Origin of the sequence: Geomonas propionica (assembly GCF_016458235.1) — a bacterium.
GTDB classification, from domain to species: Bacteria; Desulfobacterota; Desulfuromonadia; order Geobacterales; family Geobacteraceae; genus Geomonas; species Geomonas propionica.
In genome coordinates this window covers 108,134-133,052 of sequence record NZ_JAEMHK010000007.1, presented here as the reverse complement: position 1 = coordinate 133,052, position 24,919 = coordinate 108,134, and the positions used below count along the sequence as shown (strand labels likewise).

23 protein-coding genes are annotated in these 24,919 nt (G+C 62.1%); 5 read left to right on the top strand and 18 right to left on the bottom strand.

Annotated features, from left to right (window positions below; genetic code table 11):
- Positions 1-137: 137 nt before the first annotated feature.
- The 16 genes from cydB to xseA form a co-directional block, all read right to left on the bottom strand.
- A complete protein-coding gene (gene cydB / locus JFN90_RS11005) occupies positions 138-1,166 on the bottom strand; it encodes a cytochrome d ubiquinol oxidase subunit II (RefSeq protein ID WP_199395166.1) in 1,029 nt (342 codons plus the stop codon).
- Positions 1,167-1,175: 9 nt separating this feature from the next.
- A complete protein-coding gene (locus JFN90_RS11000) occupies positions 1,176-2,519 on the bottom strand; it encodes a cytochrome ubiquinol oxidase subunit I (RefSeq protein ID WP_199395165.1) in 1,344 nt (447 codons plus the stop codon).
- Positions 2,520-2,660: 141 nt separating this feature from the next.
- Positions 2,661-3,065, bottom strand: coding sequence for an RrF2 family transcriptional regulator (locus JFN90_RS10995; protein ID WP_199395164.1), 405 nt, complete (start codon positions 3,063-3,065; stop codon positions 2,661-2,663).
- Between the two features lie 273 nt (positions 3,066-3,338).
- Complete coding sequence (locus tag JFN90_RS10990) at positions 3,339-3,494, bottom strand: hypothetical protein (RefSeq protein WP_012529698.1); 156 nt, start codon at positions 3,492-3,494, stop codon at positions 3,339-3,341.
- Positions 3,495-3,647: 153 nt separating this feature from the next.
- Positions 3,648-4,205, bottom strand: coding sequence for a ComEA family DNA-binding protein (locus tag JFN90_RS10985; RefSeq protein WP_199395163.1), 558 nt, complete (start codon positions 4,203-4,205; stop codon positions 3,648-3,650).
- Positions 4,202-5,788, bottom strand: coding sequence for a citramalate synthase (gene cimA / locus JFN90_RS10980; RefSeq protein WP_199395162.1), 1,587 nt, complete (start codon positions 5,786-5,788; stop codon positions 4,202-4,204). Before cimA ends, JFN90_RS10985 begins: the two co-directional genes overlap by 4 nt.
- Positions 5,789-5,974: 186 nt before the next feature.
- Positions 5,975-7,192: an aspartate kinase gene (locus tag JFN90_RS10975; protein WP_199395161.1), complete on the bottom strand. Its 1,218-nt coding sequence runs from the start codon at positions 7,190-7,192 to the stop codon at positions 5,975-5,977.
- Positions 7,193-7,469: 277 nt separating this feature from the next.
- The gene (gene tsaE, locus JFN90_RS10970; protein ID WP_199395160.1) at positions 7,470-7,931 is read right to left on the bottom strand and encodes a tRNA (adenosine(37)-N6)-threonylcarbamoyltransferase complex ATPase subunit type 1 TsaE; all 462 of its coding nucleotides are present in this window, start codon (positions 7,929-7,931) and stop codon (positions 7,470-7,472) included.
- 8 nt (positions 7,932-7,939) lie between these two features.
- Positions 7,940-8,389 (bottom strand): CBS domain-containing protein, encoded by a 450-nt coding sequence (locus tag JFN90_RS10965; RefSeq protein ID WP_199395159.1) that lies wholly within the window; start codon positions 8,387-8,389, stop codon positions 7,940-7,942.
- 2 nt (positions 8,390-8,391) lie between these two features.
- Positions 8,392-9,966, bottom strand: a complete 1,575-nt coding sequence (locus tag JFN90_RS10960) for an NAD(P)H-hydrate dehydratase (protein WP_199395158.1) — start codon at positions 9,964-9,966, stop codon at positions 8,392-8,394.
- Complete coding sequence (locus tag JFN90_RS10955) at positions 9,967-10,344, bottom strand: holo-[acyl-carrier-protein] synthase (RefSeq protein ID WP_199395157.1); 378 nt, start codon at positions 10,342-10,344, stop codon at positions 9,967-9,969. It abuts the gene before it with no gap.
- A 75-nt stretch (positions 10,345-10,419) separates the two neighbouring features.
- On the bottom strand, positions 10,420-11,661 hold the full coding sequence (locus JFN90_RS10950; protein WP_199395156.1) for a peptidase MA family metallohydrolase: 1,242 nt from the start codon (positions 11,659-11,661) through the stop codon (positions 10,420-10,422).
- Positions 11,654-13,591, bottom strand: coding sequence for a 1-deoxy-D-xylulose-5-phosphate synthase (gene dxs, locus JFN90_RS10945; RefSeq protein ID WP_236018951.1), 1,938 nt, complete (start codon positions 13,589-13,591; stop codon positions 11,654-11,656). The genes JFN90_RS10950 and dxs overlap by 8 nt, the downstream gene beginning before the upstream one ends.
- Positions 13,592-14,476: a polyprenyl synthetase family protein gene (locus JFN90_RS10940; protein ID WP_199395155.1), complete on the bottom strand. Its 885-nt coding sequence runs from the start codon at positions 14,474-14,476 to the stop codon at positions 13,592-13,594.
- Positions 14,477-14,531: 55 nt separating this feature from the next.
- Entirely contained in the window at positions 14,532-14,759 is a 228-nt protein-coding gene (locus JFN90_RS10935) for an exodeoxyribonuclease VII small subunit (protein WP_199395154.1), read from the bottom strand.
- Between the two features lie 76 nt (positions 14,760-14,835).
- Positions 14,836-16,212 carry an exodeoxyribonuclease VII large subunit gene (gene xseA, locus JFN90_RS10930; protein ID WP_199395153.1) on the bottom strand — a complete coding sequence of 459 codons (1,377 nt, stop codon included), beginning with the start codon at positions 16,210-16,212 and terminating at the stop codon, positions 14,836-14,838.
- Between the two features lie 265 nt (positions 16,213-16,477).
- Here xseA and JFN90_RS10925 point away from each other — a divergent pair, with 265 nt between their 5' ends.
- Entirely contained in the window at positions 16,478-17,851 is a 1,374-nt protein-coding gene (locus JFN90_RS10925; RefSeq protein WP_199395152.1) for a ParA family protein, read from the top strand.
- Positions 17,852-17,967: 116 nt separating this feature from the next.
- Here the strand turns inward: JFN90_RS10925 and JFN90_RS10920 are convergent, their stop codons facing one another.
- On the bottom strand, positions 17,968-18,921 hold the full coding sequence (locus JFN90_RS10920; protein WP_199395151.1) for a divergent polysaccharide deacetylase family protein: 954 nt from the start codon (positions 18,919-18,921) through the stop codon (positions 17,968-17,970).
- A gap of 303 nt (positions 18,922-19,224) precedes the next feature.
- Between JFN90_RS10920 and JFN90_RS10915 the strand changes: the two genes are divergently transcribed.
- The 4 genes from JFN90_RS10915 to JFN90_RS10900 all read left to right on the top strand — a co-directional run bounded on the left by JFN90_RS10915 (position 19,225) and on the right by JFN90_RS10900 (position 23,127).
- Positions 19,225-19,644: a bacteriohemerythrin gene (locus tag JFN90_RS10915; protein WP_199395150.1), complete on the top strand. Its 420-nt coding sequence runs from the start codon at positions 19,225-19,227 to the stop codon at positions 19,642-19,644.
- A 198-nt stretch (positions 19,645-19,842) separates the two neighbouring features.
- Positions 19,843-20,574: an iron-sulfur cluster repair di-iron protein gene (gene ric, locus JFN90_RS10910; protein WP_199395149.1), complete on the top strand. Its 732-nt coding sequence runs from the start codon at positions 19,843-19,845 to the stop codon at positions 20,572-20,574.
- Between the two features lie 469 nt (positions 20,575-21,043).
- The gene (locus JFN90_RS10905) at positions 21,044-21,760 is read left to right on the top strand and encodes a c-type cytochrome (RefSeq protein WP_199395148.1); all 717 of its coding nucleotides are present in this window, start codon (positions 21,044-21,046) and stop codon (positions 21,758-21,760) included.
- On the top strand, positions 21,757-23,127 hold the full coding sequence (locus JFN90_RS10900; RefSeq protein WP_199395147.1) for a cbb3-type cytochrome c oxidase subunit I: 1,371 nt from the start codon (positions 21,757-21,759) through the stop codon (positions 23,125-23,127). Before JFN90_RS10905 ends, JFN90_RS10900 begins: the two co-directional genes overlap by 4 nt.
- Positions 23,128-23,247: 120 nt before the next feature.
- On the opposite strand, the gene hcp is transcribed toward JFN90_RS10900, so the two are convergent.
- Entirely contained in the window at positions 23,248-24,897 is a 1,650-nt protein-coding gene (hcp, locus tag JFN90_RS10895) for a hydroxylamine reductase (protein WP_199395146.1), read from the bottom strand.
- Between the last annotated feature and the right edge of the window lie 22 nt (positions 24,898-24,919).

Below are 24,919 nucleotides of genomic sequence, written 5' to 3'. Positions count from 1 at the left end.
GCAAAGAGGAAGGGAACTTGTCAATATAGAATTGGTTTCCCTTTAATCGCTTAGGGCCCCTGTGGGGCGACCGCGGCGCGGCACGAAAAGGAAAAAGCCGCCCCCCGTGGTGGAGGGCGGCGGCAGGCGGATGCGGGCTAGTAGGCCTCGTGGTCGGCGGCCACCGCCTCTGCGGTGACCCTCTCCCGGAAGATCCGGTACACCCAGATCTTGTACAGGATCACCACCGGCACGAAGGTGAAAGCCACGCCCGTCATGATCTGCAGCGTGTACTCCGAAGAGGAGCTGTTGTAAATGGTGAGGCTCGACAAGACGTCCATGCTGGAGGGGATCAGGTTGGGGAACAGCCCGATCACGCCGGTACCCACCACACCCAGGATGGTGACGCAGGAGGCGGCGAAGGCGGCCAGGGTGTTGCCGGTGCCAAGCAGCAGGCGCACGCCAACCAGGGCAGCCACGGCCAGAAGCGGCGCCACCAAAAGGACCGGGGCCTTCAGGTAGTTGTCATAGAGCTTGGTGGCGAAGTTGGTGTAGCCCAGGAAGGCGACCGCCACCACAAGGAGCGGGACCCAGAGGGTGCGGGCCAGGGACTCGGCGCGCCGGCTCAAGTCGCCGGTCGTTTTAACCGCCACGTAGAGGGCGCCGTGCTCGAGGAAGAGCATCACGAAGAGCAGCCCGCTCACGATGCCGTAAGGGTTCAAAAGGGCAATGAGGGAGCCGTGGTAACCTGCCTGGTCCATAGGGAGCCCGGCGAAGATGTTGCCGAAGGCGACGCCGAAGAGAAGCGCGGGCACAAAGCTCGACAGCACGATGGCCCAGTCCCAGCAACCGCGCCAGGTGGCTCCTTCCTCCTTGCTGCGGAATTCGAAGGAGACCCCGCGCACGATGAGGCCGAAGAGCAGCAGCAAAAGCGGCGTGTACAGGTAGCTGAACATGAGGGCGTAGGTGGTCGGGAAGGCGGCGAAGGTGGCGCCGCCGGCGGTGACCAGCCAGACCTCGTTACCATCCCAGACCGGGCCGAAACTGTTGATGACGACGCGACGGTCCATGTCGGTCTTGCCCAGCACGCGGTGCAGCATTCCCGCCCCGAGGACGAAACCGTCCAGCATGAAATAGACCCCCCAGAGAACGCCCCAAAGTACAAACCATACGATATGCAGATCCATTGTCCCCCCCTAGTTTCTGAAGGCGTTGGTAGCGCCGACGTGAGATTCTTCAGGCCCCTTGCGGGCGAATTTGGTCAACAGGTAGATATCCACGAAGCCAAGGAGGCCGTAGAGCAGCGTGAAACCGAGCAGGGAGCCGATCACCTGGGAAATGTCCAGCGACTTGGAAACCGCGTCGGAGGTCTTCATGATGCCGTAGACGATCCAGGGCTGCCGCCCCACCTCCGAGACCAGCCAGCCGAGCTGGTTGGCGATGTAGGGTAGCGGGATGCAGAGCACCAGCAGTTTCAGGAACAGGGGGTACTTCTCCAGCAGGCCGTTCTTGGAGAGAAAGAGCGCCGCGGCCGACAGCAGGATGAACAGGGTGCCCAGCCCGACCATGAGGCGGAAGCTCAGGAATACCGGGAGCACCGGCGGACGCTCGTCCTTGGGGAAGGAGGTGATGCCGCGGATCTGCGCGTTGGTGTCGTGGAAGGCAAGGAAGCTCAGAAGACCCGGTACCGGGAGCGCTGTGACCAGATTGCACTCGTTCTTCTCGTCGGGGAAGGCGATCAGGTGCATGGGCGCGTTGCTGCAGGAATTCCAGACCGCCTCCATGGCGGCGAACTTGGCGGGTTGGGTCTTGGCGACGTCGGCGGCGTGGAAGTCGCCGATGACGCCGACCATGATGGATGCAATCAGGGCGAAGACGGCGGCCATACCGAAGGAGGCCTTGAAGAATTCGCGGTTACGCGCCTTGAGCAGGTGGTAGGCGGAGACCCCCATCACGAAGAAGCCCGCCACGGTGTACCCGGAGACGATCTGGTGCCCGAATTTCAGCAGGCCGAAGGGGTTGGTGATCAGCGCCATGAAGTCCACCATCTCGGCACGGCCGTTTCTGAGCACGTAGCCGACCGGGTGCTGCATCCATCCGTTGGCCAAGAGGATCCAAAGGCCGGACAAGTTGGTGGCCAGTGCCACCAGCCAGATGGAAACCGCGTGGAACCGCTTCCCCACCTTGTCCCAGCCAAAGGCCCAGACCCCGATGAAGACGCTCTCCATGAAAAAGGCCACGGTCGCCTCGATGGCCAGAGGTGCCCCGAAGATGTCGCCGACGTAGCGCGAGTACTCGGCCCAGTTCATACCGAACTGGAACTCCAAGGTGATGCCGGTCACCACGCCGAGGGCGAAGTTGATCAGGAACAGCTTGCCCCAGAACTTCGTCATCCTCTTGTACATCTCGTTGCCGGTCAGCACGTAACGGGTTTCCATCATCGCCACCAGGACCGACAGCCCCAGGGTGAGGGGGACGAAAATGAAGTGGAACATGCTGGTGATGGCAAACTGCAGCCTGCTCAGGGTCAATACATCCATGATTCGCTCCTTAGATAAAATTGAACAGTTTGGCCCATGGGCCGTTTCTCAGCCGAACTTGATATTAGCGGTCACAAAAGACCAACAGGACCTTCTTTATCTTAATTGTAAACAAAAAAATTTGAACGCTACGACGCAGGGTCAGGGGTTCCGGGCAAGGGTATCGATAGTGACGCCGTCGAGGATGTGGACCACTTCAGTCTGCACCTGTTTCCAGACGGCGTGCACGCGGCAGGGGCCTCCCCTGTCACAGGCGCTGCCCAATAGGCAGCGGTTGGGCAGAATGGGCCCCTCGACGGCCTCAACCACCTCACGCAGGGTGATCGCGGATGCGGGACGTGCAAGCACGAAGCCCCCGCCGGTACCGCGCGAGGAGGTAACCAAGCCGAGCTTGGCGAAGCTTTGGAAGATTTTGGCCAGGAAGGTCTGCGGCACCTCGGCGGCGGCGGCGATCTCGCTGATCAGCGAAACCCGCCCCGGCGGCTGTTGCGCCAGGTAGATGATGCCACGGATTGCGTATTCACCCTTGCGGGTCAGTTCCATCATAAAAACACCTTTAGGACCAATTTGATCCCCTTTATAACCGACACCCCTGATCCTGTCAAGACAAAATCATGCTTCCATGATTTCTCGATGACTACAGCAGTTCCAGTTCACAGGCTGATGGAGCGGGCACATCCGGCGGGCGAGCGGACAAACCAGGCGCGGCAAGGCAATGCCGGGCGCGGCAGTCGCGGGGGCGTGGCTACGGCTGACAAGCAGGAAATAAAAGGAGGGGCGTTGGAGACGTCCCCCCTTGGTGTCGGTGATGATGTGGGATCAGCCGAGGAGGCTGTTGAAGTTCCTGGCTCTGTTGGCGAGGATGGTGGGATCGAGCACCTCGCCACAGCAGGTGCATTTCCAGGCATCGAACGATCTCACGAAGTCGTAATATTTCTCGGCAAACATCCTACCTTTGCATTTAGGGCATTTCATAAGCCATACCTCCCAACAAAAAGTTGATTAAAGAACTTCATGTGGGAACGTATAATTCACACGACATGCCAATATCGGAAATCTAAACAGGCTGTAATCTAATCCGTACTCCATTTAGAACGAACCTTCGCAAAAATGCCCCCTTAGCGACCATTAGAAATACTTGCGAATAGCGGCAAGCTTCCCCGCCTCGATACCCGGCACCCGCAGCAGCCCGTCCACCGCGCCAAAAGCGCCATTTTCCTGACGGTCGGCCACGATGCGTCGGGACAGGGCCGGCCCGATGCCCGGGAGCAGGTCCCACTCCTCTTCCTGAAGCAGGTCGGGATGCAGAGGAATCTTGAGGAGCATCCTCTCTTTGGCGCCCATTTTAGTGACTGAAATCACTCCCTTACCGCCAGAGCTGCCGCCGAGGGTGACTACGTCCCCGCTCGCCAGTTTCCGGGTGGCGGGTCCTGTGACACTCGCCGTCTCCTCCCCTGCAGGCACCGTCATTTTAATGGCGGTAGCGACGTCGGTCCCCGGCGGCAGGCGGTAAACACCCGGATGTCGGAGCTTTCCGGCGAGACGCACCGTGATCCCCTGCCCCGTATAACGGGAAAAGGCCGCTCCCCCAGCCTGGTGGGCGGGAGAGCGGCCTTTCATGTACAACGTGAGGGTCAGGAGCAGGGCGAGGCACCAAAGGGCAAGTCGCTGGCCCCTGGGCATCATTTCTTGGGCGCCGCCGTCTCCTCGTCTTTGTGGAGCTTGAACTCGATGGCGTCCACGAGGGCCTGGTAGGAGGCCTCGATGACGTTGCTGGAGACGCCGACCGTGCCCCAGCGCCCTTCCTTGTCGCCGCTTTCGATGAGGACGCGGATGGAGGATGCGGTGCCCTGCCCGGCCGGAAGCACCCGGACCTTGTAGTCGTGCAGCTTCACGTCTTTCAGCTTCGGGTAGAACTTCTCCAGCGCCTTCCTGAGGGCATTGTCCAGGGCGTTGACCGGGCCGTGTCCCTCGGATGCCGTGTGCTCGATCTTGCCGCCCACCTTGACCTTGATAGTCGCCTCGGAGATGGGCTGATCGTCCTCGGTGCGCTTCTCGTCAATGACGCGGAAGCCGATCACGGAGAAGAACTTGCGGTGCGTGCCGAGAGCGCGCTTCATCAACAGTTCGAAAGAAGCTTCCGCCCCCTCGAACTGGTAGCCGCGGTTCTCCATGGATTTGATGTCTTCCAGGATCTCGAGGGTGACCGGGTCCTTGCTGTCCAGGTTGATGTTGAACTCGGTCGCCTTGGCGAGGATGTTGGCGCGCCCGGAGAGGTCGGAAACCAGCACGCGGGTCGTGTTGCCGACCAGTTCCGGCCGCATGTGCTCATAGGTTTCCGGGTGGCGCTGGATGGCCGAGACGTGCACGCCCCCCTTGTGGGCGAAGGCGGAGTTGCCGACGTAGGGCTGGTGCTTGTTGGGCGCCAGGTTGGCGAGCTCGTAGACGTAGCGGGAGAGGTCCCGCAGCGTCTTCATCTGTGCGTCCGAGATGCAGTCACGCTGCATCTTCACCTTGAGCGCCGGGATGATGGAGCAGAGGTTCGCGTTGCCACAGCGCTCGCCGAAGCCGTTGATGGTCCCCTGCACGTGCACGATCCCCTGCTGCACGGAGATGACGGAGTTGGCCACCGCGCACTCGCCGTCGTTGTGGGCGTGGATGCCGAGCGGGGTGGTGATGTGTTTCTTCACCTCGTCCACGATGGTTGCGATCTCGTAGGGCATCGAGCCGCCGTTGGTGTCGCACAGGATGATGCAGTCGGCCCCCGCCTGCTGGGCGGCCAGCAGTGTCTTGATGGCGTAGTCGGGGTTGGACTTGTAGCCGTCGAAGAAGTGCTCGGCGTCGTAGAACACCTCAGGCATGTTCTTCTTGAGGAATTCCAGCGAATCAAAGACCATTTCGAGGTTTTCCTCGAGCGGGATCCTGAGCGCCTCGTGCACCTGGAAGTCCCAGCTTTTGCCGAAGATGGTGGCGGCGTCGGCCTTGGAGTCCACCAGGGTGCGCAGGTTCTGGTCCTTGTCCGGGGTGATCTTGGCGCGGCGGGTCGAGCCGAAGGCGGCGATTTTGGCCTGGGAGAGCTTCTCCTTCTTGATGTCCTTGAAAAAGGCGACGTCCTTGGGGTTCGAGCCGGGCCACCCCCCCTCGATGTAGTGCATGCCGCACTCGTCCAGTTTGTGGGCGATGCGGATCTTATCCTCGACAAGGAAAGAGATGTCCTCCGCCTGCGTTCCGTCCCTAAGCGTCGTATCGTAAAGTTTCACCAGGCTCATATCCCCCCCAACTTCATCAAAAGACGTCCAACGTTCGATATCGAACGTTCAAAAGTCAGTTTGGGGACTGGCTCCGCAGGTGCCTGTCCCCTTTCGCCGTCTGCAGGTCCGCGCTCGCCGTTACGGAAACGCCCAAGCCGAAGCCGGGGCGTTTCGTAACATCGAACGTTGCACGCTGAACGGTATCTATTTCCCGGCCAGGCCGAAGGCGTCGTGCAGCACGCGGACGGCAAGTTCGGTGTACTTGGCGTCAACCACGACGGAGATCTTGATCTCGGAGGTGGAGATCATCTGGATGTTGATCCCCTCCTTGGCGAGCGCCTGGAACATGGTGGTCGCCACGCCGGCGTGGCTCCTCATGCCCAGACCGACGATGGAGACCTTGGTGACGCTCTCGTCGGAGAGGACTTCCTTGGCGTGGATGGCCTCGGCGGTTTCCTTGGTGATGGAGAGCGCCTTCTTGAAATCGGCCTGGGGCACGGTGAAGGTGAAGTCGGTGGAACCGGCTTCGCTCACGTTCTGGACGATCATGTCGACGGAGATGTTGGCGTCGGAAAGCGGAGAGAGGATCTGGGCTGCGATCCCGGGCTTGTCCGGTACCTGCATGACGGCGATTTTGACTTCATCCTTGGCGTAGGCGATACCCGAGACGAGCACTGCTTCCATTTCTTTATCCTCCTTGGTAACCATGGTTCCGAGATTTTCGTTGAAACTCGAGCGGACGTGGACGTCGACGTTGTACTTGCTGGCGAATTCCACGGAGCGGATCTGCAGCACCTTGGCGCCGAGGCTGGCCAACTCCAACATCTCCTCGTAGGAGATGCGCTCGATCTTTTTGGCGTCCTTGCAGATGTTCGGGTCGGTGGTGTAGACACCGTCCACGTCGGTAAAGATCTCGCAGACGTCGGCTTTCAGGGCCGCTGCCAGCGCCACAGCCGAGGTGTCGGAACCGCCGCGTCCCAAGGTGGTGACGCTGCCGAACTCGTCCACGCCCTGGAAACCGGCAACGATCAGGATGGTCCCCTCTTTCAGGTCGGCACGCATCTTCTTGTCGTCGATGCTCTCGATCCTGGCTTTGCTGTAGGAGGAATCGGTGAGGATGGGAACCTGGAAGCCGAGGTAGGACTTCGCCTTGTACCCCATGGCTTTCAGGCACATGGCCAGCAGTGCGATGGAGACCTGCTCCCCAGCCGCAACAAGCACGTCATATTCACGGTTGTCCGGGAACTCGCACACCTCGTTGGCAAGCGCGACCAGCTTGTTGGTTTCGCCTGCCATGGCGGAGACAACCACCACCATGTCGTTGCCGGCATCATAGGTTTTTGCCACCCTCTTGGCGACGTTGCGAATTCGTTCGACGGACCCCATCGAGGTGCCGCCGTACTTTTGGACCACCAAAGCCATGTCAGTCCTCCTTGTACTCTACTGATTGATCCACCTGAACCTTGATCCGGGCGGTAGGAACCACTTTATTAGCACATTAGCGTGCTTGCTCAAAACATTTTTTTAAGCAATCACGGCCAAGATAGCCTATTTCTTCATTTTTCCGGTCCGTCCTGTTTACAGTATAAAAAAACGCCCCTCCTCGTTGAGAGAGAGGGGCGTTTGGTGCATAAGGCAAACGCGGTGGGAGGCAGGCAGCAACCCGCTGTTTGAATCGTGAGCGGCCCGGTGCCGATGACTATGTCAGGACGGCTTCGGCAAGTACCCGCGCTCGCGGCCCGGAGGCGTCGAAACAGACGGAGCGCTCATCGTCTCCGGCGTGGTTTAAGGTGACGGTGAGGAGGTCGCCGGGAAGGTCCTCCTCCAGTCGCTCGGCCCACTCCACCACGCAGGCGCCGCCTCCGGAGAAGTATTCCTCAAAGCCGAGAGCCTCCACGTCGTGCACCCCTTCCAGCCGGTACAGGTCGAAGTGGTACAGCGGAATGCGCCCGTCGTAGATATTGAGGATGGTATAGGTGGGGCTAGTCACCGGGGTCTCCGGATCCACCTCCAGCCCAAGCGCGATCCCCTTGGCGAACTGGGTCTTGCCGGCGCCCAGGTCCCCGACCAGGGCGACGAAGTCCCCCGGCTGCAACAGCCGCCCCAGCCTCGCTCCCAGCGCTACCGTCTCTTGCTGGCTCTTGGTCACTACGCAGGACATCCGGCCGCCTAGGCGATCATGGTGCGCACCATGTCGATGCGCCCGATGATGCCGACCACGCGGCGCCCCTCTACCACGGGCACGGCCTGGACCTTCTTCTCGGTCATGATCTCGGCGACATCCGAAACGGGAGCATCCGGCTCCACGCTGGCGACCTCTGTGGAATAAATATCCCCCACGGTCTGGCCGGTCATCTTCTGCAGCTCCTTCTCGAAACGCTTGTCGCTCTCCAGGTAGATCACCCAGTCGAAGATGGAGATGACGGTCGGGATGTGCAGCGGCTTGTCCTGCTCGATCAGGTCGCTTTCGGAGACGATGCCGATCAGGAGCCCCTCGTCGTCCACAACCGGGACGCTGGAGATGCGGCGCTCGGCGAAGAGCTTGGCGAGATCCCTGACGGTGGTGTCGCGGTGCACGGTGATGACGTCTGTGGTCATGATCTCTTTCGCTTTCATCATGGTCATTCTCCCTGTTGGTTGTTCGTTGCGGTGGTTCGGGACGCGGCCAGACTCGCCAGCGCCACGGGGAGCATCTCCTGCACATCGGTGGCGCTCATCCCCTGGGTGCCGAGGCCCTCCACCAGGAAGTCGGCGGCGTGGCCGTGGACGAAGGCGCCCAGTTGGCAGGCGACGAAAGGTTCATACCCCTGGCCGAGAAATGCGGCGACCACCCCGGTCAGGACATCGCCCATACCGCCGGTGGCCATGCCCGGGTTGCCGCTGCCGTTGATGGCGATGCGCCCGTCCGGCGCGGCGATAATGCTGCGGGCGCCTTTGAGGATCAGGTGCACCCGGTACTTCGTGGCGAAAGCGCGGGCGCAGCCGATGCGGTCCGCCTCCACCTCCGGCACCGAGCACCCCGCCAGGCGTGCCATCTCCCCCGGGTGCGGGGTGAGAACGGTGATGCGGTCCTGCCTGGCCATCAGCAAATCGGACTTGAGCGCCACGGCGTTCAGCCCATCGGCGTCCAGCACCAGCGGCTTATCGAGCGCGGCAAGGAGCGAATGCACCAGGTAAACGGTAGAGGGGGCGGTGCCGATGCCGGGTCCCAGCGCGACCACGTCGCGGATAGCCGCGGCGGCGAGAAGTTCGGGGAGCGACCCAGCCCTCAGGTGCCCGGCCCGCTCCGGCCCGACCGAGATGGTCATGGCCTCGGTGGTCTTTTGTTCCAGGATCGGGTTCAGCGCGGCCGGCACGGCGAGGGTAACCAGGCCCGCCCCGGTGCGCTGCGCGCTGTTGGCCGCCATGGCGGCGGCGCCGGTCTTCCCGGTGCTGCCGGCGACGATGAGGCAGTGCCCGCCGCTCCCCTTGTGCGCGGTGACGCCGCGGGGGCGGAACAGCCCGGCTGCGCAGGCGGGGTCGACGTACTGCGCACCCTCGGCCTCGGCGACCACGGCGTCGGGCATGCCGATGTCGGCCACCACCAGCCGGCCGCACAATTCCGCACCGGGATACAGCACGTTGCCCAGCTTGGCCAGCGCAAAGGTGACGGTGATATCGGCGCGCACCGCGCGCCCCAGCACCTTACCGGTAGCGGCGTCGACACCGGAGGGGATGTCGACGGAAACCACCGGGACCCCGGCCACGTTGATAAGATCTATGGCCTCGCCGTAGACCCCGGTGACCTCGCTGTTCATGCCGGTGCCAAGGAGGGCGTCCACGATAACCGTGGCGCTTTGCAGCAGCTCCTGTTCGCCGGCGATCCCACGCGGCACGCTCTTCACCGTCGAGGCGGGCAGGCGCGCCAGGTTGGCAGCCGCGTCCCCGGTCACCGCCTCGGGCGTCGCCAGCAGCAGCACCGGCGCCTCCCAGCCACGCTCAGCCAGGAGCCGGGCAATTACGAAGCCGTCGCCGCCGTTGTTACCCTTGCCCGCCACGATGACGGCACGCCTCGCCTCCCCCTCACCGAAGGCCTCTTCGATGACGTCGGCGCAGCCGCGACCGGCATGCTCCATGAGTTCCAGTCCCGGCACGCCGAACTCGCCGATGGCACGGCGATCCATAAGCTGCATGACCTGTCCGCTGACGACCTTCATCTAGCGCTCCAATACCACCATGGCCACGGCGCAGCCGGCGTCGTGCGAAAGCGACAGGAAACAGCCGCACAGCCCCGCCTCGCGGAACATCTGCTCGGCCCGGCCGGCGAGCCGCAAAGTCGGCTTGCCGAGCTCGTCGTTGATCACTTCCATGTCCTGCCAGGAAAGCCCGTCGCGCAGCCCGGTGCCGAGCGCCTTCAAGAACGACTCCTTGGCGGCAAAGCGCAGGGCGTAGTGCTGCGCGGAAAGTTTCTTGGCGGAGCAGTAATCTATCTCGCCGCGGGTGAAGATGCGTTGAAACAGCGCGTCGTTCCCCTGCTTCAGGAACTTATCGAAACGTGCGATCTCCACAATGTCAACGCCGGTACCGTAGATCAACAGAACTCCCTTTTGTTGCCTTGTCGCCGCCCCGAGGAACAGCCATAGAGGCAACCCTTACTGATACTATACCACTCACTGCGAGCCGCCGCCCGTCCCTGCTGCCGGCAGTGACTCACGCCACTCGCGCATCACCCCGTTTAGATCCAGCGCGTAATCAGCCAACGCCTTGGACACGGCCGTGTTCATGTCAGCACGCTGCCCCAGGTACTTCAGGATCTCTTGCACGGAGTACCACCCGTAGCGCTGCACCATGAAACTCGTCATGGAGAAGCTCTGCTGGTAGGCCATCCATGCCTTACCGCCTCCCATGCCGCTGAAACCGCCGGAGAGGTCCGCCAGCGGCAACAGGTGCTTTTCCTGGGCCGCGTCCAACTGCGGGAGCTTGGGGGCGAACAGCTTGCGCCCTTCGATCTCGGCAAGCCCTTCATTGAACCAGGTGGGGATGTTGCCGTGGGTGAGCTCCGCGACCAAGACGTGGGTGAACTCGTGGAAGATGATGGCCCGCAACTGCGGCGTCAGCTCGGTAAGCCCTCCCACCGGGAGACGTATCTTGCCGTCGTAGAGCCCGCCGGACCAGTCCGGGCCGGCGGTCACGCTGCGGTAATCTTTCTTGGTGTAGAGAAGCACCGGGATGCGTGCGGTGGGAAACACGCCGAGGTCGGCGCCGACCGTGTTGTAGGCGCTCTCCAGGGCGTCCAGCACCTCGGCGGAGAGCCCGGGGGGGAGCTCGGCGTCGAAGCTGAGGTCGAACATAGAGCTGTATCCCTTGTCCATCCTGGATTCCACGGGCAGCTCGCGCTCGGCCTTCTCGATCAGGCCTGCCAGCACCTTGTTGGCGGGGTCCAGCTCCTTGGCGCGGCGCCAGAAGTCAAGAGCGCCGGGGAGGTCGCCGGTGTCGTAGCTGATCTTGCCGAGATAGACCAGGGACTCGCTCCCCTCCCCCGACTGGAGCAGTTCATCCCGTGCGGCGACGTAATCCTTGTTGAGGTACAAGGCGATGCCGCGCATCAGGGCCAGCTCTTTGCTCTCGGGTATCAGCTCGTGGGCCTGCCGGAAGTTTTCCGCCGCCTGCGCGTAACGGCCGGACTGCAGGTCGCGCTTGGCAAGCTCGGTGTAGGTGAAGGCGAGTTGGTGCTTGAGCTCCTGGTCGTAGGGGAAGCGCGAGGTCGCCGCCTTGAGCTCGTCGAGCGCCTGTACGAAGTCCCCCTTGGAGATCAGTTGCTGGGCCTTGGCGCCATAGGTGAGAGGGTCGGCGGCGAGAGCGGTGCCGGCGCAAAGAAGGAGGGCGAGCAGCAGCGCGCGGCGATCAAGCATGCGGCTGTTCCGGAACGGCCGGCTGCTCCGAGCGTTGCACCGGCGCGCTGGCATGGCGTCCTTGGCAAGCCTCGCGGACCGTGCGGGCGATGCCGGCGGCGTCGAGGCCGTAGGCGGCCTTCAGATCGGCCTGCTCCCCCTGTTCCACGAAAGCGTCCGGATACCCAAGGCGCAGCACCCGTACCCCGGTCACCTCGTGCTCTTCGAGGAGTTCCAGGATGGCGGTGCCGAATCCCCCTTGGATCACGTTGTCTTCCACCGTGACCAGGAGGCCGGTCCGGGCCAGGTCCAGGATCAGTTCGCTATCGAGCGGTTTGACGAAGCGGGCGTTCATGACGGCAACCTCGATCCCTTCCAGGGCGAGGGCCGCCGCGGCCTGCCGGGCAGGCTCCACCATGGTGCCCAGGGCGAGAATGGCGCCGTCCTTCCCCTCCTTGAGCCGCTCCCCTTTGCCGACGGGAAGCAGGGTGAGGATCTGGTCCATGGGGACGCCCAGGCCGTTGCCTCGTGGGTAGCGCAACGCCGCCGGCCCTTCCAGGGAGAGAGCGGTCAGCAGCATGTGCTGCAGCTCGTTCTCGTCCTTGGGAGCCATTATCGTGAGCCCCGGGACGGCGCGCAGGTAGGAGACGTCGAAGACGCCGTGGTGGGTCGGTCCGTCGCTGCCCACCACGCCGGCTCGGTCGATGGCGAACACCACCGGGAGATCCTGCAGGCAGACGTCATGGCAGAGCTGATCGAAGCCGCGCTGCAGGAAAGAGGAGTAGAGGGCGACCACCGGCTTGAACCCTTCGGCGGCAAGCCCGGCGGCGAAGGTAACCGCGTGCTGCTCCGCGATCCCCACGTCGAAGAAGCGCCCGGGGAATTCTCTGGCGAAGGGGGTGAGGCCGGTGCCGTCGGGCATGGCGGCGGTGATGGCGACGATGCGCTCATCCTCATGGGCCAGCCGTTTGATGGTCTCGCCGAAGACGCCGGTGTAGGAGGCGGCTCCCCCCTTCCCCTTGTGCACCTTGCCCGTGGCGACGTCGAAGGGGCCGACCCCGTGAAACAGCGAGGGGTTCGCCTCGGCAGGGGGATATCCCTTCCCCTTCCTGGTCAGTACGTGGATCAGCACCGCGTCGTCGAAACGCTTCACCGCCTCCAGCGTCTCCAGGAGTTTGGGGATGTCGTGGCCGTCGATGGGGCCGATGTACTCGAAGCCGAAGGCCTCAAACAGCATCCCCGGGGTGAACAGGGTTTTCAGCGACTCCTCCGCCCGCTTGGCGATCTTCAGCACCGACTTGCCGAACATGGGGACCCCCTCCAGGAAGGCTTCCAGGTCCTTCTTGGCGCGGTGCACATACTCGCTGGTGATGGTGCGGGAGAGGAGGTTGGAGAGGGCGCCGACGTTCTCCGAGATGGACATCTCGTTGTCGTTCAGGATCACCACCAGGTCCTTGTTCAGCTCGCCCGCGTGGTTCAGCCCCTCAAAGGCGAGGCCGCCGGTCATGGCGCCGTCGCCGATCACCGTCAGCACCTTGTTGCGCCCCTTCTTAAGGTCGCGCGCCACGGCGAAGCCGACGCCGGCGGAGATGGAGGTGGAAGAGTGCCCGACGTCGAAGCTGTCGTGCGGCGACTCGGCGCGCTTGGGGAAGCCGCTGATGCCCCCCTTTGTGCGCAAGGTGCCGAAGCGCTCCTTCCTGCCGGTCAACAGCTTGTGGGCGTAGGCCTGGTGCCCCACGTCCCAGACGATCTTGTCCTTGGGGGAATCGAAGACCCGGTGCAGCGCGATGGTGAGCTCCACCACGCCGAGGCTCGGCGCCACGTGGCCGCCGTTGGCCGCGCAGGTGGCGATGATGCGCGCGCGCAGCTCTTCGGCGAGCGTCTCCAGCTCGCGCAGCGACAGCGACTTCAGTTGACTCGGGTCGGTGATGCCGTCCAGGATGCCGGGCATTTACGATTTCCTTTTTACGATGTACGACGCGATGGCGCGCAGCGGTTCGGCCCGCTCATCAAAGGTTGCCAGCGCGTCCAGCGCGATCTCTACCAGCTCATGGGCGCGGGCCTTGGACGCCTCGAGCCCCATCAGCGCGGGGTAGGTCGCCTTGCCGCGGGCCTGGTCGCTGCCGGCGTCCTTGCCCAACTCCTCGGTGGTCCCTTCGACGTCGAGGATGTCGTCGGCGATCTGGAAGGCGAGGCCGATGGCGTCGGCGTAACGGGTGAGCGCCTTGAACTGCTCCTCGCTCGCCGCTCCCAGGATGGCGCCGCAGCGGACCGAGGCGCGGATCAGGGCGCCGGTCTTGTGGGTGTGGATGTAGGAGAGCGTGGCGATGTCGACGTCGTGGCGCCCCTCGCTTTCCATGTCGACCACCTGGCCGCCCACCATGCCGCGCGAGCCGGAGGCGACGGCGATCTCCTGGATCACCTTGAGCCGTGCCGCGGGATCCCCGCCGGCGCCGTTGGAGAGCAGGATGAAGGCCTCGGTCAAGAGGGCGTCGCCGGCCAGGATGGCGGTCGCCTCGCCATATACTTTATGGTTGGTGGGGTTGCCCCGGCGGAAGTCGTCGTTGTCCATGGCGGGTAGATCGTCATGGATCAAGGAGTAGGTGTGGATCATCTCCATGGCACAGGCCGCGGGCATGACCGCATCGGCGGAGCCGCCGACCGCCTCGCTGGCCGCCAGCATGAGCACCGGGCGGACCCGTTTGCCGCCGGCGAAAACCGAGTAGCGCATGGCGCCGTGCAGGGATGCCGGGAGTTCCTCGGCATCGGGAAGGTAGCGCTCCAGCGCCTGGTCGACCAACTGGCACTTCTGCTTCAGGTATTCCTTAAGATCCATGGAAGGTCTCGCTTTCGGGTGTAATGGGTGTGGAACATCAGCCGCGGAGGCGGTACTACTCCTCCTCTTCGAAAGGCCTGGTGGCGAGGCTGCCGTCGCGCTGCTTGATGAGGAGCTCGACCCGCCGCTCGGCCTCGTTCAGCTTTTTGGAACAGAAGGCGGAATGCTTCACCCCCTCCTCGAACGCCTTCAGGGAATCCTCGAGCGAGAGCTCCCCCCCTTCCAGCTTCTTCACGACGTCCTCGAGCTTCTTCAATGCGGTTTCGAACTTCTCAACGGCCATACCAACCTCGTGTCCGGGTACTGCCGCGACGGATTAGAAGCGCCGCCGCGTTTAATTATTAAAAAGTGATCGCCTATTATACCGATCGCTCTGATGCCGTCAAGGATTCACTCTGCCCGCTGGCCCGCTCCACGGTGCAAAGGGCGAAACCGGCGGCAAGGGAGAGTTCCAGCCGGTCCCCGGGAGCCAGCTGGCGGAACGAGGTGATCACCGAGCGGCCGGGGAGCTTGCGGGCGATGCTGTAGCCGCGCGAGAGGGTGGCAAGCGGAGAGACCGCGTTCAGGGTTCCGGTGGCGAGGCCGACGCTCTCGGCGGCGCAGGCCAGGCGGCGGGTCATGGCGTGGTCCAGTCTCAAGGAGAGCGTCGAGAGCAGTTCCGCGTTGCGGCGCAGGGTGAGCGCGGGGCTCTGGCGGGCCAGGCGCGCAGACAGGGTGACGATGCGCTCCGAGGCGTCGTCGAGGATGAGCCCCGCCTCCCGCACCAGGCGGGAGTCGAGCGAGTCGACCCGCTGGGCCAGGTGGCCGAGGATGCGGCTCGGGTCGGTGATGGCGCGGCTCAGCGCCGTCACCAGCGCGCGCGAACGCTCCAGCCGGCGCAGCTGCGCGACTTGGAGCCGGTGGCTCAGCGCCTCCACCGTCGCGGTCAGTTCCTGCTTGCTCTGCACCACCAGCTCGGCCGCGGCCGACGGGGTGGCGGCGCGCAGGTCGGCTACGAAGTCGGCGATGGTGAAGTCGATCTCGTGCCCCACCGCCGAAATGACCGGGACGGTGGATTTGTGAATGGCCCGCGCCACCACCTCCTCGTTGAAGGCCCAGAGGTCCTCCAGCGATCCGCCGCCGCGCCCGACGATCATGACGTCTACGTTGCCCACCCGGTTCAGGTCAGCGATGGCAGCGGCAATTTCCTGGGCCGCCCCCTCCCCCTGGACCCGGACCGGCGCGATCAGGAGTTCCACGTTGGCGAAGCGGCGCGAGAGCACGGTGAGGATGTCGCGGATGGCGGCGCCGGTGGGCGAGGTGACCACGCCGATCTTGCGGGGGAGTTTCGGGATCTCGCGCTTGTGCAGCTCGGAGAAGAGCCCTTCCTTGGCCAGGCGCTCCTTCAACTGGATGAAGGCGAGCTGCAGACCGCCGATCCCCTGCGGCTCCATCGCCTCCACGGAGAGCTGGTACTCGCCGCGCGGCTCGAAGAGGGTCATGCGGGCGCGCAAGAGGATGCGCATGCCATCGCGCGGGGTGAATTTAAGGGTGCGGAAGGCGCCGCGGAACATGACGCAGCGGATCTGGGCGCCTGCGTCCTTGAGGGTAAAGTAGCAGTGCCCCGACTGCGGGCAGGCGAGGTTGGAGATTTCCCCCTCCACCCAGACCTGGTCGAAATTCTCCTCCAGGAGGCCGCGCACCAGCGCCGTCAGCGCGCTCACCGTCAAGATAAGGCGTTCTTTGAAAAGTTGCATACCTACCTCAAAGCCAAAAGCAATCAACGTAAAAAGCAGTTACGCAAGGAACGCCAAGTATCCGCAAAGAGTGCAAAGGGAAAAGACGTTGGGGTAAACATCAAAGAAGCCTTTCTCCGTGTCTTTGCGACTGCTCCGCGTACTTCGCGTAACCGCTTTTGTCTCAAAGAATACGGAGTATCCAGGGCACTCGACGTCCACGTTTCTATCACGCCGCCCTCGTCACTGTCAAACGGGTTGACCGTCCGGGCGTGTCGATGTTAGTATGCGCGCCATGAAAAATTACCCTTATGTAATAACTGTTTCCTCGGAAAAGGGGGGCGTCGGCAAGACCACCCTGGCCACCAACCTCGCCATCTTCCTTAAGGGCCTGGACGAAAACCTCCCGGTGTCGATCTTCTCCTTCGACAACCACTTCACCATCGACAAGATGTTCTCGATCAAGGGGCAGAAACTGAACGGGACCGTGGCCGACCTCCTGCTGGAGACCCGCGGGCGCGACCTGTTGCACACCGGGCAGTACGGCGTCAACTACATCCCCTCCTCCACCACCCTTCCGGAACTGCGCGGCTCGCTCAAGGGACCGATGGTGCTGGCGCGGCTCCTGGCGATGTCCGAGATCCCGGGCATCCTCATCGTCGACACCCGCCCGGACCTCGACGTGCTGACCCAGAATGCGCTCTACGCCGCGGACCGGGTGCTGGTCCCGATTAAGGACATGGCCAGCATGGACAACTGCCGCAACATCTTCGAGCTGTTCGACAAGAGGGGACTGGACAGGAAGAGCCTGTCGCTGATCCCCTGCCTGATCGACGAGAGGATCAAGTTCGAAGGGATGTTCAAGGACCAGAAGACGCTGCTGAAGGCCTTCGCCATCAACCGCGGCTTCCGCTGCTCCGACACATTCATATCCAAGAGCCCCAAGGTGGAGAGCCTCAACACCAACCCGGAAGGGAAGATCTATCCGATCCTCACCCACGGGCGCGGCACCGACGTCTACGGACAGTTCGCGGCGCTCGGGCAGACCTGCCTCAACGAGTTCTACGAGACCGAAGAACCGCGCGCCATGCTCTACGACAAATGGCAGCACGAGGAGAACAAGAGGAAGAAAGAGGAATACTTTGGCAGGCTTTCCGGGCTGAAGAGCCAGTGCCTGGTGTGCGGCAAGGAGTTGAGCCAGGAATCCCAGGTTTCCTACTACTGCGAGAGCTCCGACGGCGCCGCCAGCGGCTACATGGAAGCCGACTGCTTCACCGGGTTCCTGGTCTCCACCATTTTCAAGATCGAGCGCCAGTTGCCGGCCGACGACCCGACCAGGCAGATGATCCACCAGACCGCGCTGGAATCGGTGTTCGTGCTGAACCCCGGCGTGGGGGACGAGGCGGGGAGCATCGACTTCCACCGTTTCGACCTGAGCGGCAGCGAGTTGTTGAAGAAGAAGTACCCGCTGGCCCGCGCCCCGCAGCGTGACGGCTTCTCCGGGATCATGTCCGAGACCCTGTCCGGCTACGAAGGCGAGTTGCGCGACGCCTTCCTGATGGTTCACCCCGTGAACGGCGACAACCCCGCCTCCATCCTGGTGGATGACAAGTACCGGGAAGTGGCGAAGCTCAAGAAGAAGATCGCCGCGCAACTATAAACAAAAGGGGACTGGCTCCGTAAGGTGCCTGTCCCCTTTTAGCTTCAACCACAAACAAAGGGGGGCAGGCACCTGCGCGGAGCCTGTCCCCCTTTTCACTTGTCCCCAGTATTGGTCTAGTTGGTCAGCTCCGACACGTGCACAAAGGTGATACCGCTTTTGGCCAGCTCCGGCATATAGAGCTTCAAGGCTCGCATGGTTGCAGGGTGCGGATGACAGATTGCTATCGCCGCACCCTTTTTTCTTGCTATGGCGGCGGCCTGCGCCAACTGCTTGCCGATGGCGCTCTCATCCTGCACGTTGTCCAAAAACACCTGCCGCGCCGCACACTTCATCCCCAGCGCCTTCGCCTCGCGGTAACCGACCGACGTCGGCGAGGTCTTGCTGTCCACGAAGAAAAGCCCCTTCTCCTTCAATATCTGCAGCACCACCTTCATCTTGGCCGGATCCTGGGTGAAACGCGATCCCATGTGGTTGTTGGCGCCGACGGCATGGGGTACCGTGGTGAAATAACTCCTGATCCGCTTCGCGATCTCGGCGTCGTCCATGGCGACCAGCACCCCTATCGACTCCAGCTTCTGCTTGGGATACCCCTCCGGCTCCATCGGCATGTGCACCATCACCTCGGCCCCGGCGGCGTGCGCACCCTCGGCGACCTGCTTGGCGTGGGCCAGACTTGGGATGACCGAGTAGGTGAGAGGTTGCCCGATCGACTGCAGCGTCTTCAGCTCCTGCATGCTGGTGCCCATGTCGTCGATGATAATGGCGAGACGACCGGGACCAGTGGCCTTGGGGAGTGCGGCCGGATGCGGTTTTACGGCCGGTGCCTGGGCGGTGGAAAGCTGCTGTTGCACGGGGGCCGGTCGCTCGGGCATCGGTTGATGCTTGGTCGGGCCGGCCGCGGCCTTCGGCGCAGGTTGGGGGGGCGGAGACGGCTTGTTAAGCTGCTCCAGGAGAAAAAACGCTGCCGCGATCAGTACAACAACAATAAGAAGTGCCATGAGCGGCTTACGCCCACCACCGCCGGGAGCAGGCTTGCGCCTGTTAACCGCCTTGCCTTTTCTTGCCAAAACTACCTCCACCGGGACGGCGCAAGAACAGGGCATTGCCCCAGCCGTCCTTTAGACATAACTGCCGGCACGGACAAGCCGTGCATCTTTTAATGTGAGATAGCATGATGCACTGCGACATTGCAAATACTTTGCAAAAGGGAGCGACAACGAAACGGGAAGAAAGAGTTAGTCCATCAGGCCTTGGCGCCTTTGCGGCTTTGCGTGAGTCGTCTGCTTTTCCCCTTGCAGGTACATTAAAGCTATTGATTAAGCCAAACAGAGATTGTATAAAAAGTCTCTATCATCACCAGGAGGATGACAATGCTGGTCCAGTGGAGAGACGATCTTAGCATCGGGATGCTGGAGATCGACGTTCAACACAAGCTTCTTTTCGACAAGTTCAACGCCTTCGTCAACGCCTACCAGTCGAACCAGGACCAGGACGAGATCATGCGCATGTTCTGGTTCCTGGAAGCGTACGCGGTCACGCACTTCAAGGAGGAGGAGAAGCTGATGCAGCAGGTCCGCTTCCCCGACTTCGTGGCGCACCGCGACAAGCACCTCGTCTTCATCGACCAGATCAACCAGTTGAAAGAACGGCTTAAGGTCGAGGGACTCTCCCAAAACCTGGTCAGCACCATGACCAACTTCATTACCAGTTGGCTCATCGACCACATTTCCACCATGGACCGCGCCATCGGCCGCTTCGTCAACAACTCGGCACCCTCCCCCCGGAGCTGACCGCCCCCCCTTTCCACATCGGCATCGGCGCCGGCAATCCGGCGCTCGCGCCCCCTCGCCCCGCACTACCTTTCACTTTTTGATCTGGATCATACTCTGAAGCGCCAATAGTGTTACCATGGGCTCAAAGGGGACAAATACACCCCGCAACGTCTGACCGGCAGCTCTTCGCTGAAGGGCCGCCAAGGGAGCGACACCATGGAAAAATCGACTCAGGAACCAGCTGAAAAAACCAACGTGGAAACCGTAGGCTCGGTGGTCGCCAGGGATTATCGCGCCGCCGAAGTCTTTGAGAAATATGGCATCGACTTCTGCTGCGGCGGCAACATGCCACTGGCGCAGGCCTGCCGCGAGAAGGGCATTGACCTCGCGGTACTCATGCGCGACCTGGAAGAGACTGCGGCCCGCCCGCTGGAGCGCAGCCAGAACTACGACGCCTGGGAGCTTCCCTTCCTGGCCGACTACATCGTCAACGCGCACCATGGCTACTTGAAGGAGAGCATCCCCACCATCACCGCTTATGCCAACAAGATCGCACAGGTTCACGGCCCCAACCACCCCGAGGTGGCGCAGATCGCCCAGATCTTCGAAAAGGTGGCGGCCGACCTGATGCAGCACCTGAAAAGCGAGGAGGAACAGCTCTTCCCCGCGATAAGAAGGCTGACCGAAATGCGCAAGGAAGGCGGAGCGCCCAACCCGGACGAGATCAAGAAGCTGAAGGCGGTCCTCTCGGAACTGGGGCACGAGCATGACGAGGTCGGGGCCGCGGTGCACGAGATCCGCCGGCTGTCCAAGAACTACGCCGTGCCCGCCGACGCCTGCAACACCTTCACGGTCACCTACCAAAAACTGGAAGAGTTCGAGGACGACTTGCACAAGCACGTCCATCTGGAGAACAACATCCTCTTCCCCAAGGCAGGCAAGCTGTAAGTAGATCCACTACACCGCGTGCTTTGCGATTCTGCATTTAAAGCAGTTACGCAAAGCACGCCAAGCAGGCGCAAAGTACACGAAGAAAGCTTTTTGGTGTTAAACCCGAACGCCTCGCTTTCCGTTCTTCGCGGATACTTCGCGTTCTTTGCGATACCGCTTAAAAGGAGCCTACGAATGACCGTCATAGTGGCAATCTTCGCTTTTTCCTGGCTGGCACTGGCCGCCGTTTCGCTCTGCCCCCTGAGGCAGCGCAAAGATGATTAGCACGCCGCAACCAGCTCCACATTAGCCCGTTCCACCCAAACCGCCACTATCGCAAAAGGCCCCGAAACCGGATGACAACAATCCTTTCGGGGCCTTATTTATTCCTCCATGTTGACATCCCCCCTCCCCAAGGTATCCTTCCTGCTGTCAATCATTAGATTTATCTAACTATAGTCACAAACCACAGCAAAAGGAGGGCGGTATGACCGGAAAAACAGCCCGGCTGATCTTCTGGGTGGGAACCCTCACCTCGGCAGCGATTTTCCTCTGGCAAACCTACGACTTCCACATGCAGACCCCCAGGTTGACCCACACCGACAAGCTCACCGAACAAGTAGTGGCCGGCAAGAAGGTCTGGCACAAGTACAACTGCAACGACTGCCACACCATCCTCGGCTTCGGCGGCTATTACGCACCGGACATGACCAAGGCCTTTTATCGGCTGGGGGAGAACAACATCGCCTCCATCGTGCAGCACCCCGATGTCATGTACAAAAACTCCTTCCGGAAGATGCCGCAGCTCGGCGTCAGCGAGACCGAAACCAGGCAACTGGTCAGCTTCCTGCGCTGGGTGGGTGACATCGAGAACCGGCACTGGCCACCCCAAGACGAGAAGTTCGTCCAGGCCTACAGGCTGCGCGAGTCCCAGCCGGAGAAACTGGACAAGGTACACCTGGTGTTGCAGGCCTGCGGCGGCTGCCACACATTTGAAAACCAGGGACGCAACGTGGGCGGCGACCTCACCACCATCGCCAACCGCATCCCTTACGATCGCCAGACACTGATCAACTACATGATCAACCCTCAGTCGGTGCGCCCCGGCGTGGCCATGCCGCCGCAGGACGTGAGCCCGCAGACGGCGGCCATAATCGCGGACTTCATCCTGAGCCTTAAGTCCACCAAGGAGGTGAACAAATGATGCTGATCGAATACCAAAGCCAGCGGGTATCGCTGTGGTACTTCCGTCTCGCCCTGGTGCTTTTCATACTGCAGGTGATCATGGGGCTGTGGCTCTCCATCAACTACGCCTTCACGCTGCCGCAGGACCTGGTCAACGTCTTCCCCTTCTCCACCGCCCGCGAGATCCACACCAACGTGCTGGTGGCCTGGATGCTTTTGGGATTCATGGGAGGAACCTACTACATCCTCCCCCCCGAGTGCGGCCGTGACCTCTACAGCCCGAAGATCGCCTATGCGCAGCTCGTCATCTTCGTCGCCGCCGCCGTCACCGCGGTGATCGGCTTCCTGTTCGGTTGGACCCGCGGCAAGCCGCTCTTGGAGATCCCCTTCCCCCTGAACGGACTGATCGTGGTCGCGGCGCTCCTCTTCATTGCCAACGTCGCCATGACCATCATCCAGTCCAAGCAGAAGTCGGCCCTGCAGTGGATGCTGCTTGGCGGCGTCACCTTCCTGGCCGTCATGTACCTATTCGGCATGCCCTTCTACAAAAACCTAAACACCGATTATTACTATTGGTGGTGGGTGATCCATCTCTGGGTGGAGGGGGCTTGGGAGGTGGTGACAGCGTCCATCGTCGCCTACATCATCATGAGGGTGACCGGGGTGGACCGCAAGGTGGTAGAGAAATGGCTCTACGTTGAGACGGGCCTGTTCCTCTTCACCGGCATCGTCGGCACCGGCCATCACTACTACTGGATCGGCGCTCCCGATTACTGGATCTGGTGGGGCGGCATATTCAGCGCCCTGGAACCGCTCCCCATCGTGCTCATGGTGGTGGACACCTGGATGCACGTACGCGAGCGCAGGAACCCCATCGTGAACCCGCTCACTTGGTACTACATCATCGGGCTCGCCATCTACCACCTGGTGGGCGCGGGGCTTTGGGGCTTCATGCACACGCTGCCGCCCATCAACTACTACACCCACGGCAGCCAGATCACCGTATCCCATGGGCATCTCGCCTTCTTCGGCGCCTATGCCCTGTTGAACCTGACCATCTTCTACTTCGCCATGCCGCGCCTGAAGGGGATCAACAAGTACCAGGACCGGCTGGGCAAGTGGGGCTTCTGGATCACCACCATCGGCATGTTCGTGTTGGGGCTCGTCTTCGGCATCGCCGGCATCCTGCAGACCTACCTGGAGCGTTTCCTGGACATCGGTTACAGCACCGCGCACCTCACCATGATGTTCTGGTTCCGGGTCGCCTTCGGCGTCGGTCTCGTCTTCCTCGCCGGCGTGGTCATCACCGTGTACCACCTCTTTACCATCAAGCCGTCCAGCATCCCCGCGCCCGAACCCGTGGTGACGCCCGCCTCCAACATCTGACGCAGACACAAAAAAGGCGCCAGATCTGCCCAGACCTGGCGCTAAAGGAGCTACATATGCTCTGGTGCTGCGTGCTGCCAAGGGGGCGGGTTCCTTTTGGGACCGCCCCCTCCCTTCTGTTTATTGCCCGAGGCTCGCCTTCAGGTCTGCATCCACCGTCCCGATCTGGCCAATGTTGAAGTTGTCGACCAGGAACTGCAACACGTTGGGCGACAGGTACGCCGGAAGCGCCGGACCAAGCTTGATGTTCTTCACACCGAGATAGAGCAGCGACAGCAGGATGACGTGCGCCTTCTGCTCGTACCAGGAGAGGATGAAAGAGAGCGGCAGGTCGTTGAGGCCACAGTTGAAGGCGCCGGCCAGGGCCGAGGCGATCTGCACCGCCGAGTAGGCGTCGTTGCACTGCCCGACGTCAAGAAGACGCGGGATGCCGCCGATGTCGCCAAACTCGAGCTTGTTGAAACGGTACTTGCCGCAGGCAAGGGTCAGGATGACGCAGTCCTTGGGCACCTTCTCGGCAAACTCGGTGTAGTAGTTACGGCCGCTCTTCGCGCCATCGCAGCCGCCGATCAGGAAGAAGTGTTTCACCGCCCCCGCCTTGACCGCATCGATCACCTTGTCGGCCACACCGAGCACGGCATTGTGGCCAAAACCGGTCAGGATCTCCTGGCCGGGGGCGTCGGGCATGTCGGGACATTCAAGGGCCTTGTTGATCACCTCGTCGAACTTCCAGCCGGTCAGGTGCTTGGCGCCGGGCCAGCCAACCTCGCCCCAGGTGAAGAGGCGGTCCTTGTAGCTGTCGGACGGGCGCTGGATGCAGTTGGTGTTGAAGATGATGGCGCCGGGGAAGTTCGGGAATTCCTTGGCCTGGTCCTGCCACGCCCCGCCGAAGTTGCCGTAGAGATGAGCATACTTCTTCAGGCCGGGGTAGCCGTGGGCGGGGAGCATCTCGCCATGGGTGTAGATGTCGATTCCCTTCCCTTCGGTCTGCTTCAGGAGTTCCTCGAGCATGCGCAGGTCGTGGCCGGAAACGAGGATGCCCTTGTTCTTCCGGGTGCCGAGCTGGACCTTGGTCGGTACCGGGTGCCCGTAGTGCTCCACGTGCCCGGTGTTCAGCATCTCCATCACCTTGATGTTCAGCTTGCCGCACTCCATGGCGATGCCCACGAAATCCATGAGCCCCTTGCTGCCGTCGGTGGTGGCGGCGAGCGCCTTGTGGAAGAAGGCGAACACCTCCTCGTCGGTCTTGCCCAGGATGATGGCATGTTCCGCGTAGGCTGCCATCCCCTTCAGACCGTAGATGATGATCTCGATGGCGGAGAGGATGTCGGGATCGCTGTGCTGGCTCTTCACGCCCTGCACCTGCCCCTGGGCCACCAGCCCTTCCAGGTTGTCGGCGATCACCCACGCTGCCGGGCCGTCGGTGATGGCGGGAGCCGCGGCGCCGTTCTTCTCGCGGTAAGCGGTCTCGTACATCGCCTTCACCTGCTCCTTCAGGTCGTAGCATTTCCTCAGCTTGCCGGCCAGCTGCACAGGATCGAAATCGACGTTGGTGACGGTGGTGAAAAGCCCCTCGATGAGGAACATGTCGGCGACCGTGTTACGCACGTCGAATTCCCTTGCCTTGTCAGCGTAAATAGCCAGCCCCTTGAGACCGTACATCATCAGGTCCAAAAGCGCCGCGACCTCGGGATTCTTGCCACATACCCCCACTACCTCGCATCCGGTTCCCTTGGCGGCCTGCTCACATTGACGGCAGAACATCGACATATTGATTCCCCCTTTTCTATTG